At 52.8% G+C, this 25,738-nt stretch carries 19 protein-coding genes; 7 read left to right on the top strand and 12 right to left on the bottom strand.

The window, feature by feature from the left end:
• Positions 1 to 132 precede the first annotated feature (132 nt).
• Complete coding sequence (locus tag EAO80_RS10180) at positions 133 to 747, bottom strand: DUF5134 domain-containing protein (protein ID WP_122089791.1); 615 nt, start codon at positions 745 to 747, stop codon at positions 133 to 135.
• Positions 748 to 1,250: 503 nt separating this feature from the next.
• Here EAO80_RS10180 and EAO80_RS10175 point away from each other — a divergent pair.
• The gene (locus EAO80_RS10175) at positions 1,251 to 3,233 is read left to right on the top strand and encodes a primary-amine oxidase (protein WP_122089790.1); all 1,983 of its coding nucleotides are present in this window, start codon (positions 1,251 to 1,253) and stop codon (positions 3,231 to 3,233) included.
• Positions 3,234 to 3,684: 451 nt separating this feature from the next.
• On the opposite strand, the gene EAO80_RS10170 is transcribed toward EAO80_RS10175, so the two are convergent.
• The 3 genes from EAO80_RS10170 to EAO80_RS10155 form a co-directional block, all read right to left on the bottom strand.
• Positions 3,685 to 4,389: a hypothetical protein gene (locus EAO80_RS10170; RefSeq protein ID WP_211330678.1), complete on the bottom strand. Its 705-nt coding sequence runs from the start codon at positions 4,387 to 4,389 to the stop codon at positions 3,685 to 3,687.
• A gap of 174 nt (positions 4,390 to 4,563) precedes the next feature.
• Positions 4,564 to 5,319 carry a hypothetical protein gene (locus EAO80_RS10160; protein ID WP_122089789.1) on the bottom strand — a complete coding sequence of 252 codons (756 nt, stop codon included), beginning with the start codon at positions 5,317 to 5,319 and terminating at the stop codon, positions 4,564 to 4,566.
• On the bottom strand, positions 5,313 to 5,522 hold the full coding sequence (locus EAO80_RS10155; protein ID WP_122089788.1) for a hypothetical protein: 210 nt from the start codon (positions 5,520 to 5,522) through the stop codon (positions 5,313 to 5,315). The genes EAO80_RS10160 and EAO80_RS10155 overlap by 7 nt, the downstream gene beginning before the upstream one ends.
• A gap of 220 nt (positions 5,523 to 5,742) precedes the next feature.
• On the opposite strand from EAO80_RS10155, the gene EAO80_RS10150 reads away from it, so the two are divergent.
• The 3 genes from EAO80_RS10150 (at position 5,743) to EAO80_RS10140 (ending at position 9,185) form a co-directional block, all read left to right on the top strand.
• Positions 5,743 to 5,925 (top strand): hypothetical protein, encoded by a 183-nt coding sequence (locus EAO80_RS10150; RefSeq protein WP_211330677.1) that lies wholly within the window; start codon positions 5,743 to 5,745, stop codon positions 5,923 to 5,925.
• 270 nt (positions 5,926 to 6,195) lie between these two features.
• Entirely contained in the window at positions 6,196 to 7,425 is a 1,230-nt protein-coding gene (locus tag EAO80_RS10145) for an AAA family ATPase (RefSeq protein ID WP_122089786.1), read from the top strand.
• Complete coding sequence (locus EAO80_RS10140; protein WP_122089785.1) at positions 7,425 to 9,185, top strand: 5-methylcytosine restriction system specificity protein McrC; 1,761 nt, start codon at positions 7,425 to 7,427, stop codon at positions 9,183 to 9,185. Before EAO80_RS10145 ends, EAO80_RS10140 begins: the two co-directional genes overlap by 1 nt.
• A gap of 14 nt (positions 9,186 to 9,199) precedes the next feature.
• Here the strand turns inward: EAO80_RS10140 and EAO80_RS10135 are convergent, their stop codons facing one another.
• From EAO80_RS10135 to EAO80_RS10110, 6 genes are all read right to left on the bottom strand, one after another.
• Positions 9,200 to 10,345 (bottom strand): myosin/kinesin family protein, encoded by a 1,146-nt coding sequence (locus EAO80_RS10135; RefSeq protein ID WP_122089784.1) that lies wholly within the window; start codon positions 10,343 to 10,345, stop codon positions 9,200 to 9,202.
• Positions 10,346 to 10,348: 3 nt separating this feature from the next.
• A complete protein-coding gene (locus EAO80_RS10130) occupies positions 10,349 to 11,416 on the bottom strand; it encodes a hypothetical protein (RefSeq protein ID WP_162993961.1) in 1,068 nt (355 codons plus the stop codon).
• 73 nt (positions 11,417 to 11,489) lie between these two features.
• Positions 11,490 to 11,873, bottom strand: a complete 384-nt coding sequence (locus EAO80_RS10125) for a hypothetical protein (RefSeq protein ID WP_122089782.1) — start codon at positions 11,871 to 11,873, stop codon at positions 11,490 to 11,492.
• 2 nt (positions 11,874 to 11,875) lie between these two features.
• Positions 11,876 to 14,533: a DUF1156 domain-containing protein gene (locus EAO80_RS10120; protein ID WP_122089781.1), complete on the bottom strand. Its 2,658-nt coding sequence runs from the start codon at positions 14,531 to 14,533 to the stop codon at positions 11,876 to 11,878.
• 628 nt (positions 14,534 to 15,161) lie between these two features.
• Positions 15,162 to 16,115 carry an HNH endonuclease gene (locus tag EAO80_RS10115; protein ID WP_162993960.1) on the bottom strand — a complete coding sequence of 318 codons (954 nt, stop codon included), beginning with the start codon at positions 16,113 to 16,115 and terminating at the stop codon, positions 15,162 to 15,164.
• Between the two features lie 271 nt (positions 16,116 to 16,386).
• Positions 16,387 to 19,602, bottom strand: coding sequence for a DUF499 domain-containing protein (locus tag EAO80_RS10110; RefSeq protein ID WP_122089779.1), 3,216 nt, complete (start codon positions 19,600 to 19,602; stop codon positions 16,387 to 16,389).
• Between the two features lie 144 nt (positions 19,603 to 19,746).
• Between EAO80_RS10110 and EAO80_RS10105 the strand changes: the two genes are divergently transcribed.
• Complete coding sequence (locus EAO80_RS10105; RefSeq protein WP_122089778.1) at positions 19,747 to 21,501, top strand: DEAD/DEAH box helicase; 1,755 nt, start codon at positions 19,747 to 19,749, stop codon at positions 21,499 to 21,501.
• Positions 21,494 to 22,678 carry a hypothetical protein gene (locus EAO80_RS10100; protein ID WP_122089777.1) on the top strand — a complete coding sequence of 395 codons (1,185 nt, stop codon included), beginning with the start codon at positions 21,494 to 21,496 and terminating at the stop codon, positions 22,676 to 22,678. Before EAO80_RS10105 ends, EAO80_RS10100 begins: the two co-directional genes overlap by 8 nt.
• Before the next feature lie 47 nt (positions 22,679 to 22,725).
• Here the strand turns inward: EAO80_RS10100 and EAO80_RS10095 are convergent, their stop codons facing one another.
• A complete protein-coding gene (locus EAO80_RS10095; RefSeq protein ID WP_162993959.1) occupies positions 22,726 to 24,174 on the bottom strand; it encodes a hypothetical protein in 1,449 nt (482 codons plus the stop codon).
• 357 nt (positions 24,175 to 24,531) lie between these two features.
• On the opposite strand from EAO80_RS10095, the gene EAO80_RS10085 reads away from it, so the two are divergent.
• Complete coding sequence (locus EAO80_RS10085; RefSeq protein WP_162993958.1) at positions 24,532 to 25,014, top strand: hypothetical protein; 483 nt, start codon at positions 24,532 to 24,534, stop codon at positions 25,012 to 25,014.
• A 192-nt stretch (positions 25,015 to 25,206) separates the two neighbouring features.
• Here EAO80_RS10085 and EAO80_RS20025 read toward each other — a convergent pair.
• On the bottom strand, positions 25,207 to 25,738 hold a 532-nt coding region (locus tag EAO80_RS20025; protein WP_211330676.1), incomplete at its 5' end, for a hypothetical protein.

Genomic DNA, 25,738 nt, shown 5'->3' with positions numbered 1-25,738 from the left:
ACGGATAGTAGTTCCATGAGGATAGCGATGATAATAAACGGCAGATTGGGATCCTCTCTAGCGACATCCGTACCGACGACACTACCGCAGAGGCCGTGATGGACAGATTCCTAGCTAAGTATCTGAGCCCTATTACATGCCACTCTGCATGATAATGAACATATATGCCATCCCGGCTGCCATCGCACTGAGTGTCATACGCTCTCTGCCTGAGCTACCACCAACCAGCGGTTCGTGGAAAATAAGTCGGGAGTACAAGCGAGAACGGATTACTACCGGTAGCAATCTACCCCATTGTCCAGTGTACTCAAACACTCCGCCCATCCATACTATTGTTTCTAAGATGAAATAAACAACGAGGAGGTAAGTGAGCGGCGCAATCGCTGCCTCTGGAAACGCGAACATATAGATCATTGCCAATACATCGAATAGTGAGACCATCCAGAGGAAGTCAATCATCCGGTGAGTGGCCCACAAATGCAGTACCCACACAACGATGGTTGCTGCGATCATAATGAATGCTATCTGCCACATCTCATCAGACACCGCCTTCAGGCGTGTAGGGAGAAACATGTATCCCATCCCGACAGCCATTACAACGTGATTGGAATGCCACACCTGCCGGCAATCAGTATCAATCGCGTGCGATAGGTGAACGACCGTAACGACTGCGTACACCACTATCCATAGCCATCGTAGCCACTCACCCAGAAGTCCAATATTGCTCATCCAGACAATAGCAAGCATGAGATTAGTACGATGATTTCGAGCGACAATGCCGGTTATAAGCTATGGGAGCGCCCCGTTCTCTCCGTGAACTCGCTCTATATCATAATTATGCCGATCAATCGATATTCTTGATCCCAGCTCGATCCGCTAATATCCCCTCGATCTCATGAGACTCGGCTCTGTCTAATACTCCTTCAAACTCTGACATTGCTTGATACTCTCACCCATGAGAATGCCCACATCGATAACTGTTTGGGTGACTCTTGAACTCTTTAATAGGAATCATATCGAAAATCACGAACAGTGATATTCCAAAGCTGAACCCCCAAGCACTGAACACTCGAACACGACCATGGCGAAGAAAAGCAACCGATGTGCCCAAGATTCGCTTGCATCTCCACTCATTGTCTTGTATATATAAAATAATTTTTATATCTGGAGATACTGATCTCGTTCATTCTGCGCTCCTATCACGGCAAAAATTTAACAATCCTCTATGACATTGTGTTACACGATGGCTTATGGCACAAGTAGAAACTCCCACGGTCGAGCATCCACTGGACCCACTGACCGAAGCAGAGATCAACTCCACGACCGAAATTCTCCAAGAAAGCCAAAAGATCGGTAGTACCTTCGGATTCTATAGCTACCAACCGGTCGAGCCTTCGAAAGAAGAAGTTGAAACCTGGGATGGTGGTTCAGTCGATAGGGACGTTTTAGTCGTACTTCGGGATTTTCAGGAAAAGACAACGTATGAAGCAACCGTTTCACTCCCTGACGGTGAAGTAACGTCTTGGGAACGTCTCCCAGATGCTCAGCCGCATATTCCTGGTGAAGACATCTTCGAAGCTGAAGAGGCGGTTAGACAAAGCGAAGAGTGGCAAGAAGCGGCGAAAAAACGTGGCGTTGAAAACTTCGATCTTGCAATCGTTGATCCGTGGCCGATCAACAGCAGTGAATTCGTTCCTGACGGGCTTGAAGGCCGACGCCTTGCACGTGGCCTCTCTTGGATCGCTGAAAGTAAAGAGGATAACGCGTACGCACGACCTATTGAAGGAGTCCACGCCTTCGTTGACCTTGATGAAATGGAAGTCGTAGAAGTCGTCGACAATGGTGTGGTCGACGAGGACAGCCCGCTGCCGCCCGAGGACGCAAACTACAAACCAGACTTAATCGACACACGAGACGATCGGGAGCACCTCGATGTGATTCAACCGGAGGGAACAAGCTGGGAAGTTGACGGCCGAGAAGTCGAGTGGCAAGGATGGAAATTCCGTGTCGGCTGGACTGATCGTGAAGGGCTTGTCCTGCACAACATCAGGTTCGATGACAACGGGGATACTCGAAAAATCCTCCATCGTGCGTCTACATCGGCCATGGCGGTTCCGTATGGCGATGTTGATCCCAACCACAACTGGAAAAACGCCTTTGACATCAGTGAGTTCAATGTCGGCCGAATGGTGAACTCGCTCACCGAGGGTTGTGATTGTCTAGGTGAGATGTATTACTTCGATGCAGTTACGAACGATCGGGACGGGAATGTCTTAGAGATTCCCAACGCGATCTGCATGCACGAAGAAGATGATGGGTTGCTGTGGAAGCATACGGAGTGGCGTCAAGAAGACCAGACAGAAGTGCGCCGGCGGCGGCGACTTGTTGTCTCACAAATCGCTACTGTCTATAACTACGACTACGCGTTCTACTGGTACTTCTATCAAGATGGGCGTATAGAAGCCGAAATGCGCCTCACTGGGATCGACTCGAATGGAGTCGTGCCCCAAGGAACGACGGCGGATGACACAGATGGATTCTATGAGGTGGTTGCCCCGCAGGTCAAGACTTCGATCCACCAACATCACTTCAATTTCCGGCTTGATTTCGACGTCGACGGTGAAACGAATTCAGCATTCGAAATCCATAATGAGCCCGTCGACGACATTGCTTGGACCCACGAAGAATCGGACAATACGGGAGGCCAAGGCTGGTATGCTGACGAAACATTGCTGGAAACCGAGCAGGAAGCACGGATGGATATCGATCCATTGCGGGATCGATATTGGAAGATCGTCAATCCAAATGAGACGAACTCGTATGGCTATAATACCGGATACACACTCCATCCGGCCACCAACGTCGCCTCACCGATGCAGTCAGGATCACCCGCCCAAAGACGCGCTGGCTTTCTCGAGAACAATTTCTGGGTGACTCCCTACAATGAAGATGAGATGTTCGCGGATGGGGACTACCCGAATCAAAACGATAATCCTCACGGTCTGCGAGAATGGACGAAGGCGGATCGCAATATCGAACAAGAGGATCTCGTCGCCTGGTACACACTAGGGGTCAATCACCGCACACGGCCCGAAGATTGGCCTGTCCTACCGGTAGAGATCGCCAGCTTCGAGATCGCTCCCGAAGGATTCTTTGATGAGAATCCATCGATCCACGTTCCACCAGAACCCGATGCTTGTGGATCAGAATCGGCAAGTGCAGATGATGACTGAATACTCCAGAACTAATATGAACACGATTATGATAGGCGAATCATCTCTCTAAATATAGTATTTGTTTTACAAATGATACCTGAATCCTCTGTATGGAGCGCTGGGTTGTTCTCAGTTCATCTGTAGAGGGTCTCAACAGAGCCGCGAATCGCTTTGAGCCCGATTCGTAATTGTGGAACCGATGATCAGGCGGGTATATCGTATGCCGAAAGTGCTTCAGACGCTGAGACTTGTGCAACACATCTTGTTGAGAAGAGGTTGTGTTGCACAAGGCGTTGTCTGACTAATCACACCGTGGTGTGATATGGTTCCGAAGGTAGAACTAGCAAAATCGTTTCTACTCCCTCCACTACTACTACACCAAGGTAGGGCTGTTCGGAGTTGTAACTAGGAACGGAGGGCGTGCCCGGGGTAGTTGTCGGCAGCTATGCTCCTTCGTATTGTCCCGTTGTTAGGACATCACGCCTCCTACGGGGGCTTGCTCAATATCCCGATCACAACGATCGTGATAGCGGTCGGCTGCCTCCTCGTCGACGACAACGAGCTTCTTGCCACGCCGTTTCGTCTGTTCGACCTCGTCTTTGCCGAGCTTTGCGAGGAAGTCCATAACGCGGGCCACAGTCTGGGTGTGTGGGTTCGAGCCTTCAGACGCGGTAAGAACCTTCTTGATTGTCTGGCTATCAAGCACGAGTCCAGCAGGCGCTTTCTCGGCGTAGTCACGCACGTCGCGAGCAATGAACCGAGCACGTTCCTGGTTGGTCGTCAGCTCGCGATCAGCGACGTGCTCGGGGAGCGTACAGATCCGCTCTAACGGCGTCTCCGTGGTCGTGGTCTGGGAGCCGTTCTCCTCGGCGTCAACGGTGGTGGTCGCTGTGGGCGTCTCCTGGAGTGTCGTTTCGAGCTCTTCGGCCTGTTCTTCGACGTCGGTGATCCGTCCGCGAACGTCCGCGAACTCCGAGCCGGCAAAGCGCTTGTACTCGGTGAGCTCTGCTTCGAGTTCCTCGATGCGCTCGTCCTTGCGTTCGACTTCGGCCTCAAGTTCCTCGACGCGGCCGGTGAGCGTTTCGAGCTGCTCGTAGACGGCCTCGAGGGTTAGTTCCTCAGTCGTCGACTGGTCAGTAGCGGTACTCTCGGTAGGTGTGGTGGTTTCATTCATCGGAAATGTGGTGTGTTACAAATGAGACAATCGAGCCCGTCTCATGGCTGGCAAGCGATTCGACGGCGTGGCTCAGCGGGGTGACTCCACGCAGGACTCGGGGTGCTATAGGCGAGGCTCTCGGTAGGCGTGTGTCGCTGGCGCTGTGCGAGAGCCCGCCCATTGTGGCGCGGGTTACTCCTGGCGCTGGTGGAGCGGTGTACGAGCGTCCGTGCGTGTGGCCGGGCTCGTGGTGCGCTGGGTCTGGGTGATCGCCGGGTCGCCGTCTGGATCGGTCTCCTTGGCGGCGTCGGTCGGATCACCCGTACATGCCCGGACGTGTTGGGGCCACGCGCTCATCCCGATCTGGGCACTGCAGTGGGGACAGGGCTGGGTTGCCTGTTCGCCCTGGCGGACAATCTGGCAGTTCTCGCACTTGCGGGCCGTACTCGCCTCGGCTTCCGCGAGTGGCACGGGCGTGTACTGGGCGTCACTGTTGCAGTTGCACAGTGGCTGGCCCTCCCTGTCGTCGATGTGATAGACGGCACTGGCGGGGTTCTGGATGTGGGTGTCCCGCAGGAGCGCTGTTGGAGGGTCTTCGTTGTGGGCTTCAGCACTGCCTTGGCTCGGGGCGCTTGCATCGAGCGTCGTGATTTCGTCGAGTGTTTGGAACTCACTCTGGGTACGAACGTCGAGCGTTCGGGTGAGCTGTGTTTGGAGGAGGTGTTCGCTCAGGCCCAGCGTTGGACTGGTGAGTTCCTCGGGCGTGCAGTTGCGACAGTAGATGCGTTCGATCGCGAACGTGGGGGCGTCCTCTTGGCGGGCGGCGTAGATCGTGACCTGTTCGCCTTCTCTAAGGAGTCGGTTGCAGGCCGTACAGTCGGGGTTGGTCTCGGAGAGTCGCGCGCCGGCGAACAGTTGGGTACTGTCGATGGGGATTTCGGTTAGCATCGCTCGCCCACCACACAGTCCTCGGCGTGGAAGGTCTCGCGGTAGAGGTCTTGCTCGCGGATGGATTCGCGTTCGCAGGCTTCGCAGCGCCAGTAGGTGGTGGCGTTGGCGACCGTTGAGGGTTCGCGGTGAGGACCGGTGATCCAGTCGTCTGTCTGTTCGGAGGCGATACTGTTTTCTGGGGGTGAGTTGCTAGTGCTCATTGCTTCTCACGGGTTTGAGAAGCACGGTCCGGTGCACTAACACCGGGCCAATTTCCACATTGGCAATTCCGCGCTCCTCTAACAGATTCTATGCAGTAGTGCCTGTTAATACTTTGCATTAGTGCATAGATAGAATGATGGTTGAATATGTAGATAGTGCATGCATTGAACTGTTATGCACGCATTAGCAACAACCACCATGGGACGATATAGGGCTGTTATGACAGATACAGATCGAAGACATCTCACTGGTGAAGACGAACCAACACAAACACAAGTTGATCAATCTGCTTATCGAGTTCGCCAGCGAATTACAGAAGAACTACCAAAAGATATCGCTGTTCTTCGTAATCATCGTCCTGATTTGCTTGAGGAGCTTCAAGAAATAGTCTGTGATGAATAACATTAGAATACATATCGTCGAGTTCGTTTAAATAGGGCAGATCATACAATACGGAGTAAGAAAGACATGGACGCATCTGCTGATCCCTATCAGTATAGTCGAAGACCGGCTAGATATCGATCCTTAATCGATGTCGAATGTGATTAATCCAAAAGAACAGAGATTATAGTTATTTATCCTATATCTGGTTTGTAGAATCATTCCGACTAACACTTCAGATGCGGCTTTTTGAACGGGATTTTATATACTCCGCACTACCTGTATCCAATAATGAGTGACTCGTCGGACAACTATACACTTGAGGATGCAAAAGACGAAATCGGAATTCTTCACCGGGTAACTGACGACGTCGTCGAGGCAATTCAAAGTGCTGAGAACGAGGAAGTACTTGAGTTCTTGATCGAGGACGAGAAACTCGACGTAATCCACGACGGCAAGCGTGGTCTGGGACAGGTTCGGCGTGCCGTGCTTGAGTCTCCGCTGACGTCAGACCGTCTCAAGCGAGTTGTGAGTCTCCGTGGTGACGAAACTCCTGAGAAGATACTTGTCCCGAACGATGTCGAACGAAACGCGAAGGTCGCGCTTGAAGCCGGTAAACCGGTCGTTCTGTACGGGCCGACCGGAACAGGGAAGACGACTTTCGCCAAGCAGCTCGCCCGCGAGACCGGCATCGGTTACACCCTCAACACCGCGACCCCTTCTTGGACGCCGTCAGACATTATCGGTGGCATCAGCCCGGACTACACGGGCGATTCACTGAGCTATCGAACGAAGCCCGGCTGCGTTTCGGAAGCAGTCCAGCGTGCGCGACACTTCGACGTCAAGTACGGCGTCATTCTCGATGAGATCACCCGGGCGGACATCTCGAAGATTTTCGGCCCACTATACACTGCCATCGAGAACCCTCATCAAACCATTTTCGAGACCGACGAGGGCGAGACCATTGAACTGGATGAGAGGGTGAACATCATCTGCACAATGAATATGTCTGATCGGACAGTGAACGAACTCGACAACGCGATCACTCGCCGGTTCGCCATGATCGAGCTGGATGAGTACGAAGAGGACAAGCGCCGCCAGCTGTTCAGGGACTGGATCACCACGCACGTCACCGGACACACGGAGCTCGGAGAAAGCGAGATTCTCCGCCTGTTCGAGCGGGACTACCAGGGGATCAACCACGGCCACGAATCAACGTCGCAAGGGTCAATTATGCGCTTCGGCCCAATGCACTACCGCGACGTGGCTGTCTTCTTGGGTGTCGGCTGTCGGGAAGGCGGCGAATACGAGTACGACCAGACTGACGCGGTCGGACAAGCGTTCCGGACGTATATCATTCCGCGGCTTCTGAACTCCGCCGCATTCCCGCAAGTCGAACGAATCGCAGAGCACTACCGTGCGCTGAACGGCGAGTTCGAAGAGTTCGATCTCGCACCGGCGGCTGAACTCGCCGAACGAGAACTCGAACAAGAACGCCGCCGGATGGGTTCCTACGAGTAATGAGCGCCGTTGACGAAGTCTACGAGTACGGGCAGAGCACCTTCAACGTCCCCGAGCGCGGGGAAATCCGGATAGAGGGCTGTCCGTCGTCTATTGGGGACCAACTTCGTCGCGCTTCGTTCACGCAGCAGAGTCCCGGGGTGTTCACGAAGAGCCAAGCGGCACTCGATTCCGACCAAGAGTACGAGGTCGTGACGGTCACTGTAGACGGCGACGAGAATGAGATTCTCCATATCGAAGCGACGGACATCATTGGTGTCGTGAGCCTCACGCCGTCGTCGAAGGTACAGGTCGATCCGAAGATCGACTGGGAGCACATCTTCGACATGCTGCTGGCCGTCTACGACCAGAACCGGTCTATCGAGTACCACGGGATCCCGCTTCAGGACTTCCTCTCCGACGACATCCACCTCGACGACGTATTCGTGGTCTTGGCGATCAACTATCTCGATGGATTGGAAACAATCCACCGGCAGGGGCACATCCGCGATCTGGTCATTCGACGGCTCGACAGCCTCGACGGTCGGGGCGAGATCGATGTTGAACAGACGCTGTTGAACCACGCACGCGGAACGCTGGAACCACACTGGATCCGCAACGAGACAGAGTACAACAACACTGCGAACTCACTGCTCCACCACGCCGGGAAGACGCTCCTTCGACTTTTTCGACAGAACTCCCAAGAGAACGACCATCCAGCGTACGACCGAATTTTCTCAGAGGTTCACCGGGAAGTAGAACGCCTGGAGAGTATGGGTGTCGGGAGCGGATTGGATCGGATAGACGAGTACCAACGCATCTCTCTCAGCGATCTGCCCAAGCAGCGTCGGTACTACCAGAAGGCGTTCGACGTCGCCAAAGCGATTATGTCGTCGTCGCTCGGCCAGCAGCTCCGCGACGGGCCACGAGAACTGGTCGTGGACTACGTCCTGAATATGGAGTCGCTGTTCGAGCAGTACTCCCAGGTCGTTATCGAGCGCGAGCTCACGTACATCAAGTCCTACGACCATCTCGACGATCTCGACGACGTGACACCCGTTCGGTCACCATCCGTGAATCCGTTCGAGGGTGAGGGACAGATCTACCACGAACCGGACCATACACTGCAGGAGGGCAACGAGACGCTCGCCGTGCTGGATTCGAAGTACTACGCAGAAGGTCACGATCCAGTGAAGAAATCGGCGTCCAGATCACGACTGTTCAGCTACGCCTATCTCCTTCACTCTGATCGGCTCGCGTTCCTGTGTCCGCTTCTCGAACCGAAGCGTCGAAGGGTCGCCCAAACTGGAGCCGAACTGCAGATCGTCTCGCCCGAGCAAGAGTTCACTTTGGACGGATACGGCGACGTCGTCCACGACTATCTGTACGACGTGCTCGTTGAAAGATCCGCAGAACTCGAAGCCTTCCGCGCCGTCGCGGAGAACCGATTGTGTCTCGACGGCACCGAGGAAACCGACCTGAGTCAGGCGAAGCAGATGAGCGGACGGTTCACGTTCAAAGACCTACGAGACTTCTCTCTGCGTGTCGTCAAAGCGGCAGCTGACGAACACTCCTGGGAGGTGCGTAATCGATACGATTTGGAACAGGACGGTGATTGGACCCGCGAGCAGATCGAAACCCGTTGTGATCGTCGGTACGAACACACAACAACTTGTGTCCCTGTGTTCTGTCGGGATCAAGGTCAGGAGTGGATCGACCTATACTTCCTCGAAAATAGTTCCGGTAAGGTGGAGAAAGAAGGGCCGCTAAAGCTACTGTAGTGGCTCAAAGGGGTTCATCCGAAGTCGCCCAATGAACTCTGGTCTTCGTCAAACTCTTCGATGACCTTCCTCATGGCCTTGATCTCGATCTTTCGGTCAATTGCTTTTGTTCGGTATTTCTCCTGCAGATTCTTCAGTACCGTTTCGACGGAACGGCCCCGTACCCGGTAGCGATAGAACTTCTCACCTGCCGTGAGTTCGGTTTCTTCTTGATCGATGGTCGTGACCAGGTTATCCGACTCTAGTCGGTCCATCAGGCCATCGTAAATCCGTGTACCAATCTTGTTTGCGTTATAGTGAGGGAGGTGGCGCTGAGATATCAGGATATTGTGTAACTCCGTATCAGTGAATTCTCTCAGCGGACCTTCGTTCCTGATTCGCTTCTTTAGAAGCTGCGAGAGCGCCGCTTCCATGATGTGGAAGGTGTGCGAAGACGGGAAGAACGATGGTGTCGCCTGCCTCTCCTTTGTGATTTCGACACTCGAGTTCAGAACCTGAGTGAGTTTACTGTCGTGCGTAGCCTCGGAACGAGTTCGGTTGTCAAAACTAGTGAAGAGATCGATTCGTTCACCCTCCTGCAGGTAGTGCCATCTCCAGACGTAGACCTGTTCCCGAGCGTCGCCGTTCTGCTCCTCATACTCAATTCGTTGCGCTAATTGTTCGTCAAGGTAACTTGGAACACAAATTGCTGTTTCGAGCCGCTTGATCTCCATCCCGATGTTCTCCGAGAGTTCATCACGGTATTCCCGGACTGCGTCAGCTGCGTCATAGATTTGGGTTAGAGCGTTCCCCGGTGAAGAGAGGCTGGTCTTACATTCGACAATGAGCGCGAGGTTCCGATCAGGATTACAGAAGATGGCATCAGCATTCGGCTCATTATACTCCGACAGTGGTTCTGCACCGCGGAACGTCCAGCCCGTCTGTTGTTGAACCGAACCGTTCGGGAGGAATGCCGAGATTGTAGACGTAAGGAGATTATCGTGCTTTCGCCCGTTTCGAATCCCTGCTTCAACCTCCTTTCTCGCGTTCTCAACTACCTCGTCATCACTCTGGAGCTCATCTTCGCATTCTGCCTTCCGTTCCTTGTAGGAGGGAACGCGATCGGTGATAATCGCGTACTGCTTGCGGACCTCTTCATCGTCCAACTCATCGACCGTCATGCGCTATGCTGGTGCTAGTTCGGCGCTCTCATCGACGCTGTCTTGGATGAACTCATAAAACCGGTAGAAGGTGCCGAGATTGCTTTCATCCTGTGGGAAGACTCTGATTTGGTCTTCGTTTGCTTTGATCCGGAACGTGCTGTTTTTGACTTGGTCGATGACCTCAGTGGTGAAATACAGCGAACCCTCCTCGGAGTACGACCCAACAAGCACGTAGTCTCGGTCCTGCATGCTGTCCTTCAATCCGTCAAGTTCGTGGTATCGGATCCGATTGTTCAGTGTGATTGCCGCTGGTTCGGAGGTAGGGACTTCGAGCTGGGCAGAGGCTGTAATCATCTCGAAGTCGGTGCGCTCGTACGCCTGCTTTACCTTGAGCGCTTCTTCGATACAGGTTTCGATGTGCTTGAAGAGGCGTTTCAGGCTACCGTTCTTGAGTTTGAACACTCCTTTGTGATTGATCCGGAAGCAAAGATCACCGGGGACGTTGAATGCCATGATCCGTGGAAGTACCCCGTAGTGTTCTTCCATCTCACGAAGACTCTCAAGCCCATCTCTGCCGTAGTAATTGATCGTGCGCCATTCTTCTGGCCGGAATCGAGCACTTGTATCAGTGCGCTCTGTCCGCTTGGCTACGAACTCGGTGATCTCAGTAGCGGGGTCCTCGGAAACGATCTTCTCCCGGATGTCTTGGAGGAGGCTCGGACTGATGTACAGGTAGTGAACACCGGGCTTATTCTCTAGGAAGGGCTCGATGGTATTCTCTACCTCCTCGGTCTTCCGCATATCCGTATAGAACAAAATGACGTTATCCTCCACGTCATAGGAGAGGTAGAATTCGGCTGGCTGGTCACCGCCGTAGTCACAGCGAATCTTTTGGATTCCCCCGTAGTCCTCAACGATCTCGTAGCCGCTGTCCCTGAGCAGGTCGAGGAAATCTTCTCGGGAGTATTCAGTCAGACCGGCGATAACGTAGAGATCGTTCTCGATGAGGGTGTCGTAATGTTCCGCCAGGTAGTGATTGAAGCTCACCCGGTCGGGGAACTCCTGCGGTTCGACTTCGAAGACACCCATTTGTTTCATCTCCTATCTGAAGCGTCTAATCAATACCGGTAAAGAACGTTTGTGTTCCGAACCGGGTTACCGACTAAAACGGTGCAACGAGCCAATCACCCTCCTCTTTCCGTTCGAGCTGCGGGCCGAAGACCTGTTGCAGGGAGTGCAGTGCGTCGTTGTAACGGAGGTCATAGGTCTTCCCGCTTCGGTGGAACGACCCTTTGACGACGAACTGGACGGTCGGGATCTGATACTCCAAGTCGTTCGCTCGTCGATCCATTTCACGAGCAAGTTCGTCTACCAGGTCACCGTCCGTGAACGCGTCACCCAGTCCAACGACGCTGACTTTGTCTGGCACGTCGTCATTTTTGAGACGCTTGACGAACTCCTCGACCGGTATCTGGTGGTCGAACACGTCGTACTCCCCTTCGAGGATGATATTGTATCGTCCGGGGATTTGGCCTGGTCCTGCCATGGTTAGTAGCTCGTGATATCCCGGTCGCCGAGAACCCGCGTGTACGTGTCGTCGCCGGTCACGTCGGCGAGCCGACCAGCGAGTTCACGTAGGTCGTCATCGACGTCCCACTTCTCGACGTAGTTCTGGACCGCCTGTCCCTTCTCGTAGCGGTACCGGAGGAACTGGAGCTTGTCGAGGTTCGAGAGGTGTTCGCCACCGTCGCCGTTGACGCGCTCCTGGATGTACGCCTGCCGTTTCTCGTTGTCCCACGTGCCGAGTTCGAAGCCGTCGTCCTGGTTGTACAGGCGCGTCTCCTTGAGGTCCTCCGGGGTAGCGTTCGTCCCGCGGCAGAGCTTGTTGACGTCGTCGTAGGAGACGTCCGGCGTGTCGAGCAAGTCGATGAACACGTCTTCGACGCCGATGTCGCTGGCGTCCTGGATGATGCCGTATATCTCCTGGACGACTTCCTTGGCGGACATGATCTCGCCGTCGCGCTGCACCTTCCCGTGGTGCTTGGAGTACTCGCGGAAACACGCGCCCATCTCCATCACGCCGATGTCGCCGCGGGAGAGGTCGCGGTTCTCGTCGAGTTGCGTGCGGGTACGGCGGGCCGTTCGATAAATGTCGCGGCGGAGGGATTTCCACGAGGCTGGCTCGGTGTCGTCGATGGGGCGGGCGACGACGACGATATCGAAGGAGACGGCTTCTCCGCTGATGAACTTGTTCAGGTCTGATGAGATGGGATACGTGGCCGTTACCTCGAATCCAGTCTCGCAGAGGGACTCCAGTAATTCTCCCCAAGATTCCGAATCAGAGTGGTGATAAGTAAATGCTAACAGTCCATCCGACTTGAGATGGCGGTGGATATTTTCGAACGCTTGCCCCAGCTCAGACTCAAAATCTTCTGCCGTTTTATCGTGGAACGGATTGGTAACAATACTATCTGCTCGGGGTGTTTTTTCGTTATCGAACCCCGGATATTCATCCTCGAGTAGAAGCTTTTGCCAAACATAAAAATAATCAGCAACTTCTGAGTACATGACATTATCATAGTACGGTGGATCTGTGATTACTGCGTCAAATTCGTTTTCCCCGAAATCAATCGTCCTAGCGTCACCCAGATTTAGAGTATGTGTTCCACCAATTTCCTTCGAGAATGGCTCTGACTCTTTTGTCTCACCATCTTCGATATAGCGTTCTGTGGGGTTTGAGGCGTATTCTACAGCATTGAAGACTTTGTCCATAGTATTGGAGAAAGTCCCCCGTCCGAATTTAGTACCCCAGAGATTGTTCTCAACGAAGTCTGTCTGGGGAACGAATGAGTTCATCCTAAACGTTCCCTCGATCTTGTTAGCGTTTAGATTGTAGATAGAAAAAGTACTATTGAACATCAGACAGTCAGAGAAGCCCAGAAGCAATAATTCTCTAAGATTATCGTCCGACACGTTCTGGTCAATTGAACGTAGAAGCGTACTCAGGCCAAACATCTGTCTTTCAGTGAACATATCCTGCCACTCTTCATACCCATGGTCAAAGATAGGATTTCTTTCTGAAGGAATGTGTCCCTCGGGGACCTGTTCAGAAGGTGAATAAGAACGGAGTTCTTCATTTCCTTCCCATCTTTCTTTTGCTTCGTTAAAGAGCTGAACATCCGTATCTTCAGCCCTTTTGTACCCTTTGTACAAGCTCCGCTCTTTACCTATATCCTCACAGTGTTCACAATAATACTCTAGAGCGTACAGTCGCGTGTCGTAGCCTCCCTGCTCCTGAATTGCGTCCGTAATCGCATACTTCTGTCCGCAGTCGGGACAGTTGTACTTCCCGCCACGGGAGACGTTTCCTTCCTTGGGGACGAACCCATGCCCACAGTCGTCGCAGACGCTCTCTGACTGCCAGTCATCTACAAGTGTGACTGCCCCACAGTCCGGGCAAAGCACATTATACTGGTCGTCGTTCTCGTACCGGCCTTTCGCGACACGGTAGTCTTTGAAGAGCGGAACAGTGTGCCCACAGGAGACGCAGTCCAACTCCTTGACCCAGAAGTTGTACATCACGTTAGCCTCGTGGTCGCCGTTCGGGCAGGGTGTCCGGTAATACTGCGTAATCTCGTCGGCGACGTCCTCCTTAACCTCCTTGAAGGCGGCTTTGAGGTCTTCGACGTCGGTCTGGCCAGCTTCAAGTTCTTTTTTGGTGACGAACCAGGCGACCGGATTCAGGTCGTTGCCAATGACCTCGGCACCGAAACGCGATGCCTCAACTAGCGAGGTTCCACCCCCCATAAACGGATCGAGGATCTTCTTGTCTTCAACGCGTACGTCTTTGGGGTAGAGTTTCCAAAGGCTCTCCGGATCCGTCATATCTACCTGCTCAAGCAGGGACGCAACATCGAATTCTTCGGCGTCGTCGTCACCCCAGCCGGCGAGTGTCTGGTCCTCGTTCCCTGGTTCAAACACTTCCACCTTTTCTGGATCATCCAGAAGCGTATACAGAGAGATAGCACGGAAGACGCAGCCGAGACGACGTGCCCACCACTTGTGCATAGTGTAAATCGGCCGGTAGTACATCTTCGCACGGCCTTCCTTCTCGGCGATCTCGTTCACCCGCTCAATAGGGAATCCCTTTTCAATCGGGAGGGATTGACGTTCAGAAATCTGCTTCCCTCTGGAGCTATCTGTCATATGAGGATGAAGCACAATCTGACCGCATAAGGATTCGGGTGTCTCGACAACAGTGATACTACAACGGTCAGTAGCCTGTTGTAACTGTGTCAACTGCTGTTCCGTTCGTCAATCGTAAATCGGAACTTGTGAAGCTGCAAGACAGGTTAGAATTGGGTGAGGGAGAGCTCTACGCAGTAGTTGGTCCGAGTGAATCGGGTAAATCTGCTCTTCTAGATCGTTTTCAAGAACAGTGTGTGGACGACAAGACATACACTGTCCGCCACGACATCGGTGACCCCAAGTCAGAAACCGCGTTTCTGTACAGATTTCTGGAAGCTTAGGACCAAGAACTACCCAGTTCAAAGTGATATTCTATCAAAACGTAAGTCAAGGGTCCGAACACAAAGCCGTTCGTACAAGCAGCAAAGTTGGCAGATCCAGCCGTTAGCGCTGACGCTCGATTAATTAATGCCGCTATCTCAGACGCTCTAGAAGACAAGGAACTGGCTAATGGCGGGTCGTCAGGACGGGCAGATGAACTTAGGCCGAATTAGCTGGCGACGCATTGTGGGGTACTGGTATACCGAAATATTCTAGAGTGCCGCCTCTCGGACTACTAAGCACTGTTATCAGTTGATTATTAGTCTCAGAATTCGGCGATATGAGCGTTATTGTACTCTAGAAATCCGGGATTAATCTCATGACCTGGTCGGAGTTCGATTTCTCTTTTTTTATCCTCGTAATAGTGATCGATTTCTAATGAATTAGGGTCAACTTTGACCATCCCAAAATCGAAGTCAGCGTGGTGATTTGGACAGAGTATGATTATGTTCCTGATATCATCAGGCCCCCCCTCACTCAGAGGTTTCAAATGATGTCCTTCAGCATAGTAATTCTCCCTAGATTGTTTTCGACGATCCCCGCAAACCTGACAACGGTAGTTGTATCTCTGCTTTAGATTATTTACGATAATTGTATTCCGGATTTTTCTGGTGATCTCTGATGTCCTTTTATCCGGTATATTATAGTCAGTAGCCTTCTTTTCCGGATCTGGATTGGATACGCCAGCTGCTTCTGTTCCCTCTGGGAGAGATGAACTCGAGAGCGAGGTTCGCAAACGGATTGCCTCATTTAGATTCTCACTATTGGCCGTGATAACCACTTCTTCGCCAGTTTGTAAATTTCTAGTCTGTTCTCCCAACTCACCGCGGACTGCCTTCCTGATAGCCCATTGCTTCACATAGACTGTTTTTGAGAACGAAAAGTTCGGATGTAAATATCCATCCCATAATACAAAAACCTCATCATACTGTTCGTAACCTATTAGGAGAACAAGCCAATCATCAGAGAAATCGAAAGAACCTCGTTCGTCGCTATCTTGACCCGGTGCTATTAGTTGTGCTTTGTATTCGTCATCTGGCCGATCTCCTTCGGGACTTGTGACATTATACATATATACTCTAACTTTCGGAGGGAGCGGGTGATCCAGCGTTATCTCTAATGGCTTCTGTGAAGTATCAGAATAGTCTACCACAGCATCATCAAGGGCTGAAAGGAGTTTCTGATGTAATTGTTCCTTTGGCAGAGTATCAGTTGACATAGGTCTCTTAGCGGGGAACTGAGTATAGAGTGAAATAAACATCCTGATTAACATCCACTACCTCAAAGGAGAAGAAACTCAACCACAGAGACACAAGTACCGCTGACACGACAGGCCGATAGATGACGACTGATGACCTTTTCCTTTGTAATTTGAGGGCTATAATCACTCATTCGGTCATAATTATTCTACTTCGATACCTGTATTAATCGATTGAATACAAAAAATAGGAACTAGTGGTTAATGAGGGGACAATACAGCTGAGCGACATCTACTTCTGGAAGCTGATCTCGATTTTCAGGCTCGACGACTCGTCGGGCATCCGCTCGAACAGATCCTGCACCTTTGTGTAGTCCTGCTCTGACCGTAATGTCAAGCTAACCTGCGTCCGCTCGACGTCGGCGGTCCCCTGAAGAGCACCGGGAACTCCCTCCCACTCAGGCAGCATGAACGTGACGTCGCCGTACTCGACGCTTCCCGTCTGGTGGTTGTTCCGCCACTTGCTCCGCATCGCAGCGACGTCGTCGCCGTTGTACTCAAAGCGCCACGTATCAGCCTCCGTGTCGGCCTTTCGGAACGGGTAGCCGGGTACCCAGTCGGTGGCTTTGTCCGACCCAGTCGTGTTGACGACGTACTCCGGCTTCTCGTCCTTTCCAATGTTCTCCAGCAAGAACGTCCGCACCATGTACTCGGTGACGCTGTCGTCGAACCGGTCGGTAACCTTGTTCACGGTGAACTGGTCACTCGGTTCCAAGTCCTCGATGTACGCCAAAATCTGGTCACCGATTCGATCGGACACCGTCGGGACGATCTTGACTGTCGTCGGCTCGCGGTCACCGAGCGATCCGAGGTACCGACCGCCGGCTTCCAGCACGTAGTCGTCCACGAGGAATTCGTTGACCGCCTCACGAGCGACCGATTCAGTCTCGTCCGGCGGCAGGAACACTGCTTCATCCGACCGAACCTCCCCAATGATCGTGTCGAGGTTCGCGTAGCCGTCGTCGTCGATGTGCGTCTCGATGCGGTCCACGAGGGACGATGCACCGACGACCTCCGCGCCGCCGACGTCGCGGAGGGTCGCGTCGGACTGTGGCTTATCGAGAATCTCGTTCCCCTTCACGATGACGTACTGGTCCTCACGGGCGAGCCGACCAATAGCCCGCATCACGACGTCGTGGCTGTCGCCGTCGATCCAGATCTCGCTGTCCTCAACGAGCTCCAGCTCGAAGTCGCCGATGTCAAGCGCAGTCGTGCCGCTTCCGAAGCGCTGGCGGAGTTCCTGCTCGGCGTCATCGACACCCCACACATTCACGTCGTCCTGCTGAACGAGCACAGTGTCCAGCGAGCTTCCCGAAAGGTCGTCGCGGAACCCGCCGGTGTCACGAGCGAGCACCGGCTTGCCGTCGAGCGCTTCGACGGTCGCGTTCAACACGTCGTTCGCGCTGCCGGGAATCGGGAGCTCCGGGTCACGGAGGAACTGCTCGTAGATGTCCTTGATCGAGATCTCTCCACGCCGTTCCAGCAGGTCCTCGGCGATGTCCCAGACGTGTGACTGGAGGTCGAACGGGTCAGCTGCCGCAGAATTCGCAATGTTCGAGGCGTCCAGTTTCGCCTCGTCAAGGACGAAGACATCGAGGTCCATCGGCTCCACTTTCGCCCACTCGTCGTCGTCCATCAAATTATCCCCGTCGATCACATCGCCGTACAGGAGTTGGAGTTCCTCGCGGAGTTCGTTCTCCTCTTGCTTCTTCATGCTCCGAATCGACGTGCGGATTTCGTCATCAAGCGACTCGTCGGCGAGTACCTGCCGTGCACCCTCGATGTACCGTGCCTTGTCGATGTACCGCGTTCCCGACTCGATGGCCTTGTCCCCCGAGGGCTGGACGAACACGAGCGTGTTGCGCCACTCGCGTCCGCGACCGTCGTTCGTGATGACCTTCTTGACCTCCGTTTGGGTCCACTGGCCGTCCTTCACGACGACCTTTACTTCACGGTTGTCCGAGATGTCTCGCATATCGTTCGTCCGGAACCCGACCGGGTACGCATTCGAGCCGAAGATGTCCGTGATGAAGTCCGCGATCTCGGCCTTTGCCGACGTCTCCGACACGTCAACAGCTGCGTTCCGAATGAGCGCGTTCGGGTTCTGTCGGTCCCGGATTGCGTACTTTCCGTTCAGCTTGTGGAGATGCCACGCGACTCCGTGAAGGCGTTCAAGGTTGAGGACGACGTCGGAGACGAGGTCAGCTGTCTGGTAAGCACCCATCACAATCTCCGAGACCTCCGCGCCCTCGCCTTCGCTGGGCTTCAGCGAGTACAGGAGAATCGTGTTCAGGATGCGGCGACCGTGAGGCACTTCATCGGTGTCGATACGGCTTTTGATGTCTCCGGTGGCGGCGTTCAGCCGTTCGTAGTTGATCTTCGCCAGTTCGTCTTCGAACTCGATGGCGTCGATGTCGCCGTGCGTGATCAGGTCTGTCTGATCCTGCATCTGCAGGAGGACCTTCGAGAAGAGGTAGATCATCCCGCGCGTGTTCTGGTTGCCCTCATCGGCGTAGTAGCGTGTCTCAAGCGCGTCCAGAAGCACAGGATGGAACGGATAGAGGTCGTGCATCTCCGACAGCAAGTCGTCTGGGAGATCGACGTGCCCATCGGCTTGGTCGTACGCGTCGAAATACCCGTTGACGATTTCGCGGGCCGCACTCTCGTCGACGGAGTCGATCAGGCGGTGGCGCAGGACCTCTCGCTTGTCAACCTGATTATTCATATTAACCTCAACCGCCTGTTCGCGGTTCAGAATGTCGTGAACCTCAGACCCTTCACGGAGCACAGAGACGATAGTGTACAGTTCGAGGTCCGAGAGCGCGGTCGATTCGAGCAGCGACTGGAGGAACGCCTTGTTCGCGCTCTTGCGGTCACCCTGAAGCGTGTCGAACCAGTCCTCCAGCTCGTCCACGAAAAATGCGACTGTGTCGTCGCTAACAGCCTCCTGAATTGTCTGCATGTCGGGATACCCTCCCGACTCGAACGTCCCAGGGTCGTAATCGAGCGCCTCGAAGAACGGCTCCCAGAGATATTCGTACTGTTCGTTCTGCATCGCCACCGTAATCGGCATCGCGGACTCCGGAAGCGCAGCATCGAATCCTTCGACCGAATCACTCGCCCACGCGCCTGCTGCTGCAGGATCATCGAAACAGTGGTACAGCGCAACCATCTGGTGGGACTTCCCACTGCCGTACGGACCATAGAGAATGTGCGTCCCGCGTGGGTCATCGCCAGTTAACGAATCACGGAGGATTGAGAGTGCCTCTTGAAGACCCTGCGTCATCAGTGTCCGCTCGAAGAAGAGTTCTGCGTCAGACTCGAATTCGCCGTCGTCGTCAACGTTGTAGAGTTTTACCTGCCCGTCGATCTGCCCTTCTTCCCGAAGCTCGCGGCTGAGGGTCACCGTGTCTTCGAGAGTGTTCGATAAGGATCCCATCTGTGCCATTTTGATACTTAAACACACCTCAGTGGCACCCAATAAACACTATGGTTCCGTGAACACAGCCCGAGGCGCAACAACAGTACTGCGTGCTGATCGACGGTTGTCGGTCACAAAACGTATTTCACGCACACCTGTTTCTACGAACGTATGAGCGGGTACGACCTCGTGGATGTTGAGGTCACACACGAATCTGCTGACGATCTTCTCGATTCGTTGTCCGAGGACGGTACCGAAGGAGACCATCTACAGAGTATCCAGGCTGTCCGTCTCCAAGCCGGCCAACCGGATTCCGAACTCCGGTCGTTGAAAGAGCTGGACGAAAACTCCGTCAAGCTACTCGAACACCAGGTGGATGCGGCCTACCGTGCCCTCTTCGAGATGGACGGGAAGGCCCTCCTCGCAGACGAGGTCGGGCTCGGGAAGACCATAGAGGTCGGGATGATTCTCAAAGAGATGCACTTCCGTGAAACGGACGAATCCGTCCTCATCCTCACTCCTGCACAGCTGGCCAAACAGTGGCAGGCAGAGCTCCGTGAAAAATTCGGACTCGACTTCATCTGCAACTACGACGACGAATTTGAGGACTTCGACACCCACGACTACATCATTGCGAGCATTGACACTGCGAAAAACGAAAGACACCGTCAGATGGTCCTCGACCGCGACTGGGACGTTCTGGTCCTCGATGAGGCCCATTACGTGAAGAATGAAGAGACGGACCGCTACGACCTGGTCGACCGGCTCTCCTACAACTACGCGTTCTTCTTGACGGCGACACCGATCCAGAACGAACTGACGGACCTGTACAACGTTGTCTCGCTACTCCGCCCTGGACTGTTTGGCACACGCGATGTCTTCCACCATTACTTCGTGAACAGCAATCAGGAAACGCTGGTGAACAGAAACGAGCTACAAGATCGGTTGAATAAGGTGATGATCCGAAATCGGCGAGAGGACACGAACATCGATTTCACGGATCGAACCATCGACACACGGACGTTCGAACCCACCTCAAAGGAACGCGAACTCTATCAGGCGGTCTCTAACTACGTCAAAGGTGCCTACAGCCAAGACCAGGGCCAGAAGCTCGTATTGATGCTCCTCCAAAAAGAAGTTGTCAGCAGCCCGGTCGCACTCAAGCAAACCATCGAAAAGCGACTCTATGAACAGTCCGAGCTTACGCACGCGGACGAACTGGAGTCCATTCTAAATCTGATCGACAAAATCGATATAGTAACCAAACAGGAGCGACTGCTGGACATCGTCGAAGAGGCCCGCGACAATGTCGAGATGGGAAGAGTCATTGTCTTTACCCAGTTCCGGGCAACCCAGCGACAGATTCTCCACCGACTCGCCTCTGAGGGGTACACAGTACATGCGTTTCACGGTGGCCACTCCAGCAGCGAGAAGGAACAGATAGTGAGAGACTTCGAGGAAGAAGGAGGAATCCTCGTTTCAACCGACGCGATGAGCGAAGGCAGGAACTTACAATTTTGTAATATATTGGTTAATTTAGACCTTCCATGGAATCCAATGCGTGTGGAACAGCGTATCGGGCGTATACACCGAATCGGGCAGAAGCGAGACGTGTTCGTCTTCAATATGGCACTGAAAAATACAGTCGAGGAGTATGTACTGGAACGACTGTACCACAAGATCGACCTGTTCCAGCAGAGTGTTGGGGAGCTAAGCTCAATTCTAAGCCGGTTAGAGGAGTCCGGGACGAGCTTTGAAGACGAGATCTTCGAACGGCTGGTGAACGCTAATTCCGAAGTCGATCTTGAGAACGACTTCGATGCGATGGCCGTTGACCTGCAGGAACAACGTGAACTCGCTGATAAACTGGAGGAGTTCAATAGCGGCGTATTCGAAGGCTTCGATCTAGGGGCGAGCGATGATTGACGCTGCAGTTCCTGTCACGCAATCAGCGGTAGAGCAGTTTACCGAACGATATCTCCGTTCAATTGGATGTTCAATCGAGCGAAACGAAGATTGCTGGGTAGTTTCGGTTCCTGATGAAACGGACACCGAGATCTCTCACGGGAGACACACACTTATCCGTGGGGGGAATACCCAAGAAGATGATAGTACAAAACGGATCCATCCGGAGAGTGCGTTCTTTCAGCGGCTACTCCGTGAGGCGGGTGAACGGTCGCCTACTGGCAAGCTATCGATAGAGGATGACTCAGATGTCAAGATTCCGGAGTGGATCCAGAACGGTGCTGTCGAAGTACAGAACGCGCAGTTCACCCCGTATTACGACCGCACAGCCGTTGTGGTTCTCTTTCGTCTCGGCATCGAGACCGTCAGTGAATACCAACAAGAGTTCCTCCGCGCCGTCGCTGTGGATACACGGTCAGAGGAACACCTGCCGAGATTGGAGGGTTCTTTCCTCGAACTGACATCAATAGGGTCCGACGCAGTCTCCGGTGGCGACGCACAATTGACGAAGGCAGAAGCGCAACCACTTCTTGATTTGGCTCGTGAGCTGGTCCTCGACGGTATACAAGACCGACTCGATGAGATCCATCGAGAAGCCTCTCGTGCTGCAGATTCAGAGGTAGAAGACTACCGCCAGCTGCAAGAACATCGTATCCAGGAACTACAGAAAGAACACTCGAATTTGTTGTCGAAGATCAGCGATTTGAGTGGGCAAATCAACACCGAAGACGAGGAGTCACGCGTCCAAGCGCTGCGGGAACGGAAGGGACTCAAATCGGAGTATGAGGAACTCGACGAGACGCTCAACGAGCTACGGGAACGTCGCGACAGAGGATTTCCCGAGCGGCAACGCGAAATCCGAGAAAGACACTCACTTGACGTGAATGTCACACCTCTCACTCTGACCGAAATCGAGTACGAGCGAGGTGAAGTTGATTTCAACATAACTGACGGTAGCATAAGCCGAACCATTACTATTGGATACGGGAATGGAGTCGGTGTGACTGATCCTATACGGTGTTCATCGTGTGACCAAGAGCTCACCAAACGCAACCCGCTTCAAACGATTTCAAACCGTCTTGAATGTCATAATTGTACCAAAAGGCGGCGAGATAATGATTCTCTTTCTCATTCGTAATCTTAAGATTCCAGATGTCGGCCCTTCCAATTGTTCTATTGGGTTCTTTAGCGCCTACTATGATTTTCTTTAGATATCATTTGCCGAACAGCTGGTGAGAGAGTCGCTGAAAGAGTGGTCAACAATGCATTCTGGGTCACATAGAACGTAGTTGAGACTAAAAGAAAATTAACCACTGTGATCTGATGGTCGTATGGCAACTGAGTGAACCAAGTTCTAGCCTCGCCTGCACTCAGTATTGATTCGACCAGCAGTACAGGGATTTCGAACATCAGTTCCGACGAGACCATGCCAGTGCTGGGAAGAGTCGCATCAATCGTGGCCTCTACCGGCATAGAATCTAGTTCTACATCCGTAGACGGCTCCACAGGCGCGTCTATCGACGATATATCAGAAGAAACCGGTGAGTCCACAGAATCGGAATCGGTGAAGTCAGATTCGGGCGTTGAAGCAAATGGGTACGACACCCTTGAATACTCTACTTGAGAAGCTGCCGCTGCTGAAACAATTGGTGACGTTGTGAATAGAGTAGAGGTATCAATCGCTGGCTGGATCGAGACTAGATCGGCGAGCACTGATGACGGGAACACGATATCGTCGAATGAGTCGACTATAGACTGTATAGCAGTGTTCGTGAACATTCTATGGTGCTGTGCGAGTTGCTCGAAGACAGGAGACATCACAGCCTGCAGTAACTCATGCCGCCGGTCTAACATCGATACCATTGCTGTATCAATCAAGTTTGTCTGAGAACGAAGCAGCGGCTCAGACATCAACGATGGACGAAATGCAGCCGCCATTGTCTTGTCCGATAGAGAGCGCTGCTGGGCAAGCACTTTATTTAGACTATCTGTCGCTGTAGTCATTGCAATTGTCTGAATCGAAGGCCGCATCTGCTCTACGATCTTCTTATTCCAGTCATCCATGCTAGCTACTGCCGATGCAGCCGTTGATATCGACCTTGTCTCCGTTATCATCTCCCGAAACGCTTCCAGATTGGTCGGATGCTCCGGTACCGTCTGATCCACTGGATCACCAACTGGTTTCTCGTCAAGATCATACTCAAGATAGATAGAGCCAACATGCTCACAAACTAGATCCTCAATTGAATCATCTCGATCCCCTAGGCCGATTGTCTCATCAGGATTTGCGTCCATAGCGAAAAAAGCACGACTAGTCCGTGTGGCGATCGAAGCTGCCATACCCGGAGGTTCTTCGAAAATTAATCGGTAAACTGTAAGTGCCTCCCGAATATCGTCTTCGGGTTGTGACAGAGTCTCAACAACGCTATCAATGTCGTTGAGTTCACGATAACGTTCACCCGCGTCTCGAATGGTTTCGCACCACTCGTAGGATACTTGTTGTCGCTGTTCGTCACGTCGGGCTTGTATCTCATTGAGAAGCTCGTCAGCGTCAATTGCCCCGTCTCCGTCAGGAGCGGATGGTTCTTGGGACTCATCTGATTCGTTATCGTCAGAACGATCTGTGTTGTTCATTTACCGATGTATGAAGTGTTCCACCGTAATGAGCACTGTCGTCATGTGTCCTGACCATATTTGATGAAGATCCATGGCAGGCTGTCGGTCACCATCCCGAGATTAGCTTCGAAGTTGTCCTTCTAAAGCCAGTCTTTGACCTGTCCGAGTCCGTGTTTCGATTGATCAAGGCATCTGTTGATCGGTTCGGCTTCGATCAGCAGCCGGTTCAAGTCAATCGTCGAATAGCTGCTTAGAGATCCGCATAGTCGGCCTGCTCTTGTTCACATTAAGACAGAAATTGTTCCATTGAATGCAAGGAGAATTTCTAGAGGTGCACGAAATAACCTATATTTAGTCGTACTCCAATAATGAAGAGTGGCACTTACAGTAAACACCCTTGCCGAAGTACCGAAAGGAAAGGGTTACATTGTTGAAGTGGGCCTGGAAAGGAATACGGAACATCCTGCAAATAAAATCGACAGAGATCAAATTCGTAATGAGCTAGGGGTAGGTGAATGGTACGTCCGAACGGGCGACAAGCGTGAAGAAAAACAGTTGATTTTCGATATTGATAATATAGACCACGCTCGTCTACCGGCATACGTTGTTTTGACATCTAATCCAAGCCAGGCAACAGAGGGGGTTGCAATCCATCTCAATGAAGTCAAATCTGAGGAAGAAGCGTGGTGGATACTTCAAACAGCTATTGAAGTATTACGAGAAAGTATGAATGCGGATAACGGGGAATTCGATTTCGCCGAAAAAATGAAAAAGCGATTTATCGCAACAGAACGGCCACTTTCGATCACCGCCAGTGCGATCACTGTGATCGAGTTTAGTATGGGTATAATCGGCTAGCAATTCCCACAGGGCCGGGAGGGGTTTCGAACTCCTCAGCAACAAACTCACGTTATGTTGGGGTAGCAGATCGGGACATGAGATCCGAATGAGCGTATGCACCGTTTGTCTCATCCATGAGTGATTAACGATTCGGTGTCACTGTCATTGATGGAGAGCTGACAGTCGCCACAACCCACAAAAACCTGCTCTCTACAACCCAAGTTCTTCCCGAACGTCGGCCTCAGTAAGAACCCCACTCTCAACAAAGAAGTCCTGCAACCCAACACCCTGATATCCACCAGGACCAAGCCGAAACTCCGGATCTCGAAGCGAATTCTCAAGCAGTTCAATAACGGCGTTAGCCTCAAGCAACCGGACTTCCCGAATCGGCGTCCGGATCTTCAGCGCACGAATTTCTTCACGAGCCTCATCAACGAACGACCCCGAGATAACGGCGAAATAGATATTGTCAAAGCCTCGCCGTTGAAGCTCGCTAATAGGCTGATTGATGTAGTCTTCAAATTGTCGCTCAGCGTCCGTCCGTAATCGATAGGGCTCAGCACTCGATTTGGCATCGTAGATAACCGCGTAACTGCTGTCGTTCCCCCGATAGGTGAAGATCCTATCCGGATTACGTCCACTTCCTTGCCCTAGATCCTCGACATTGTAGCCAAGAATCCGGAAACATACGGCAAGCCGATTCTCGAACAATGACTCAACGGTTGTCCCGTTTTGCTCTGCT

The organism is Halalkalicoccus subterraneus, assembly GCF_003697815.1.
In the GTDB taxonomy this organism is placed as follows: Archaea; Halobacteriota; Halobacteria; order Halobacteriales; family Halalkalicoccaceae; genus Halalkalicoccus; species Halalkalicoccus subterraneus.
Note: the sequence above shows the minus strand (reverse complement) of the source record. Positions and strands in the feature narration are given on the sequence as shown.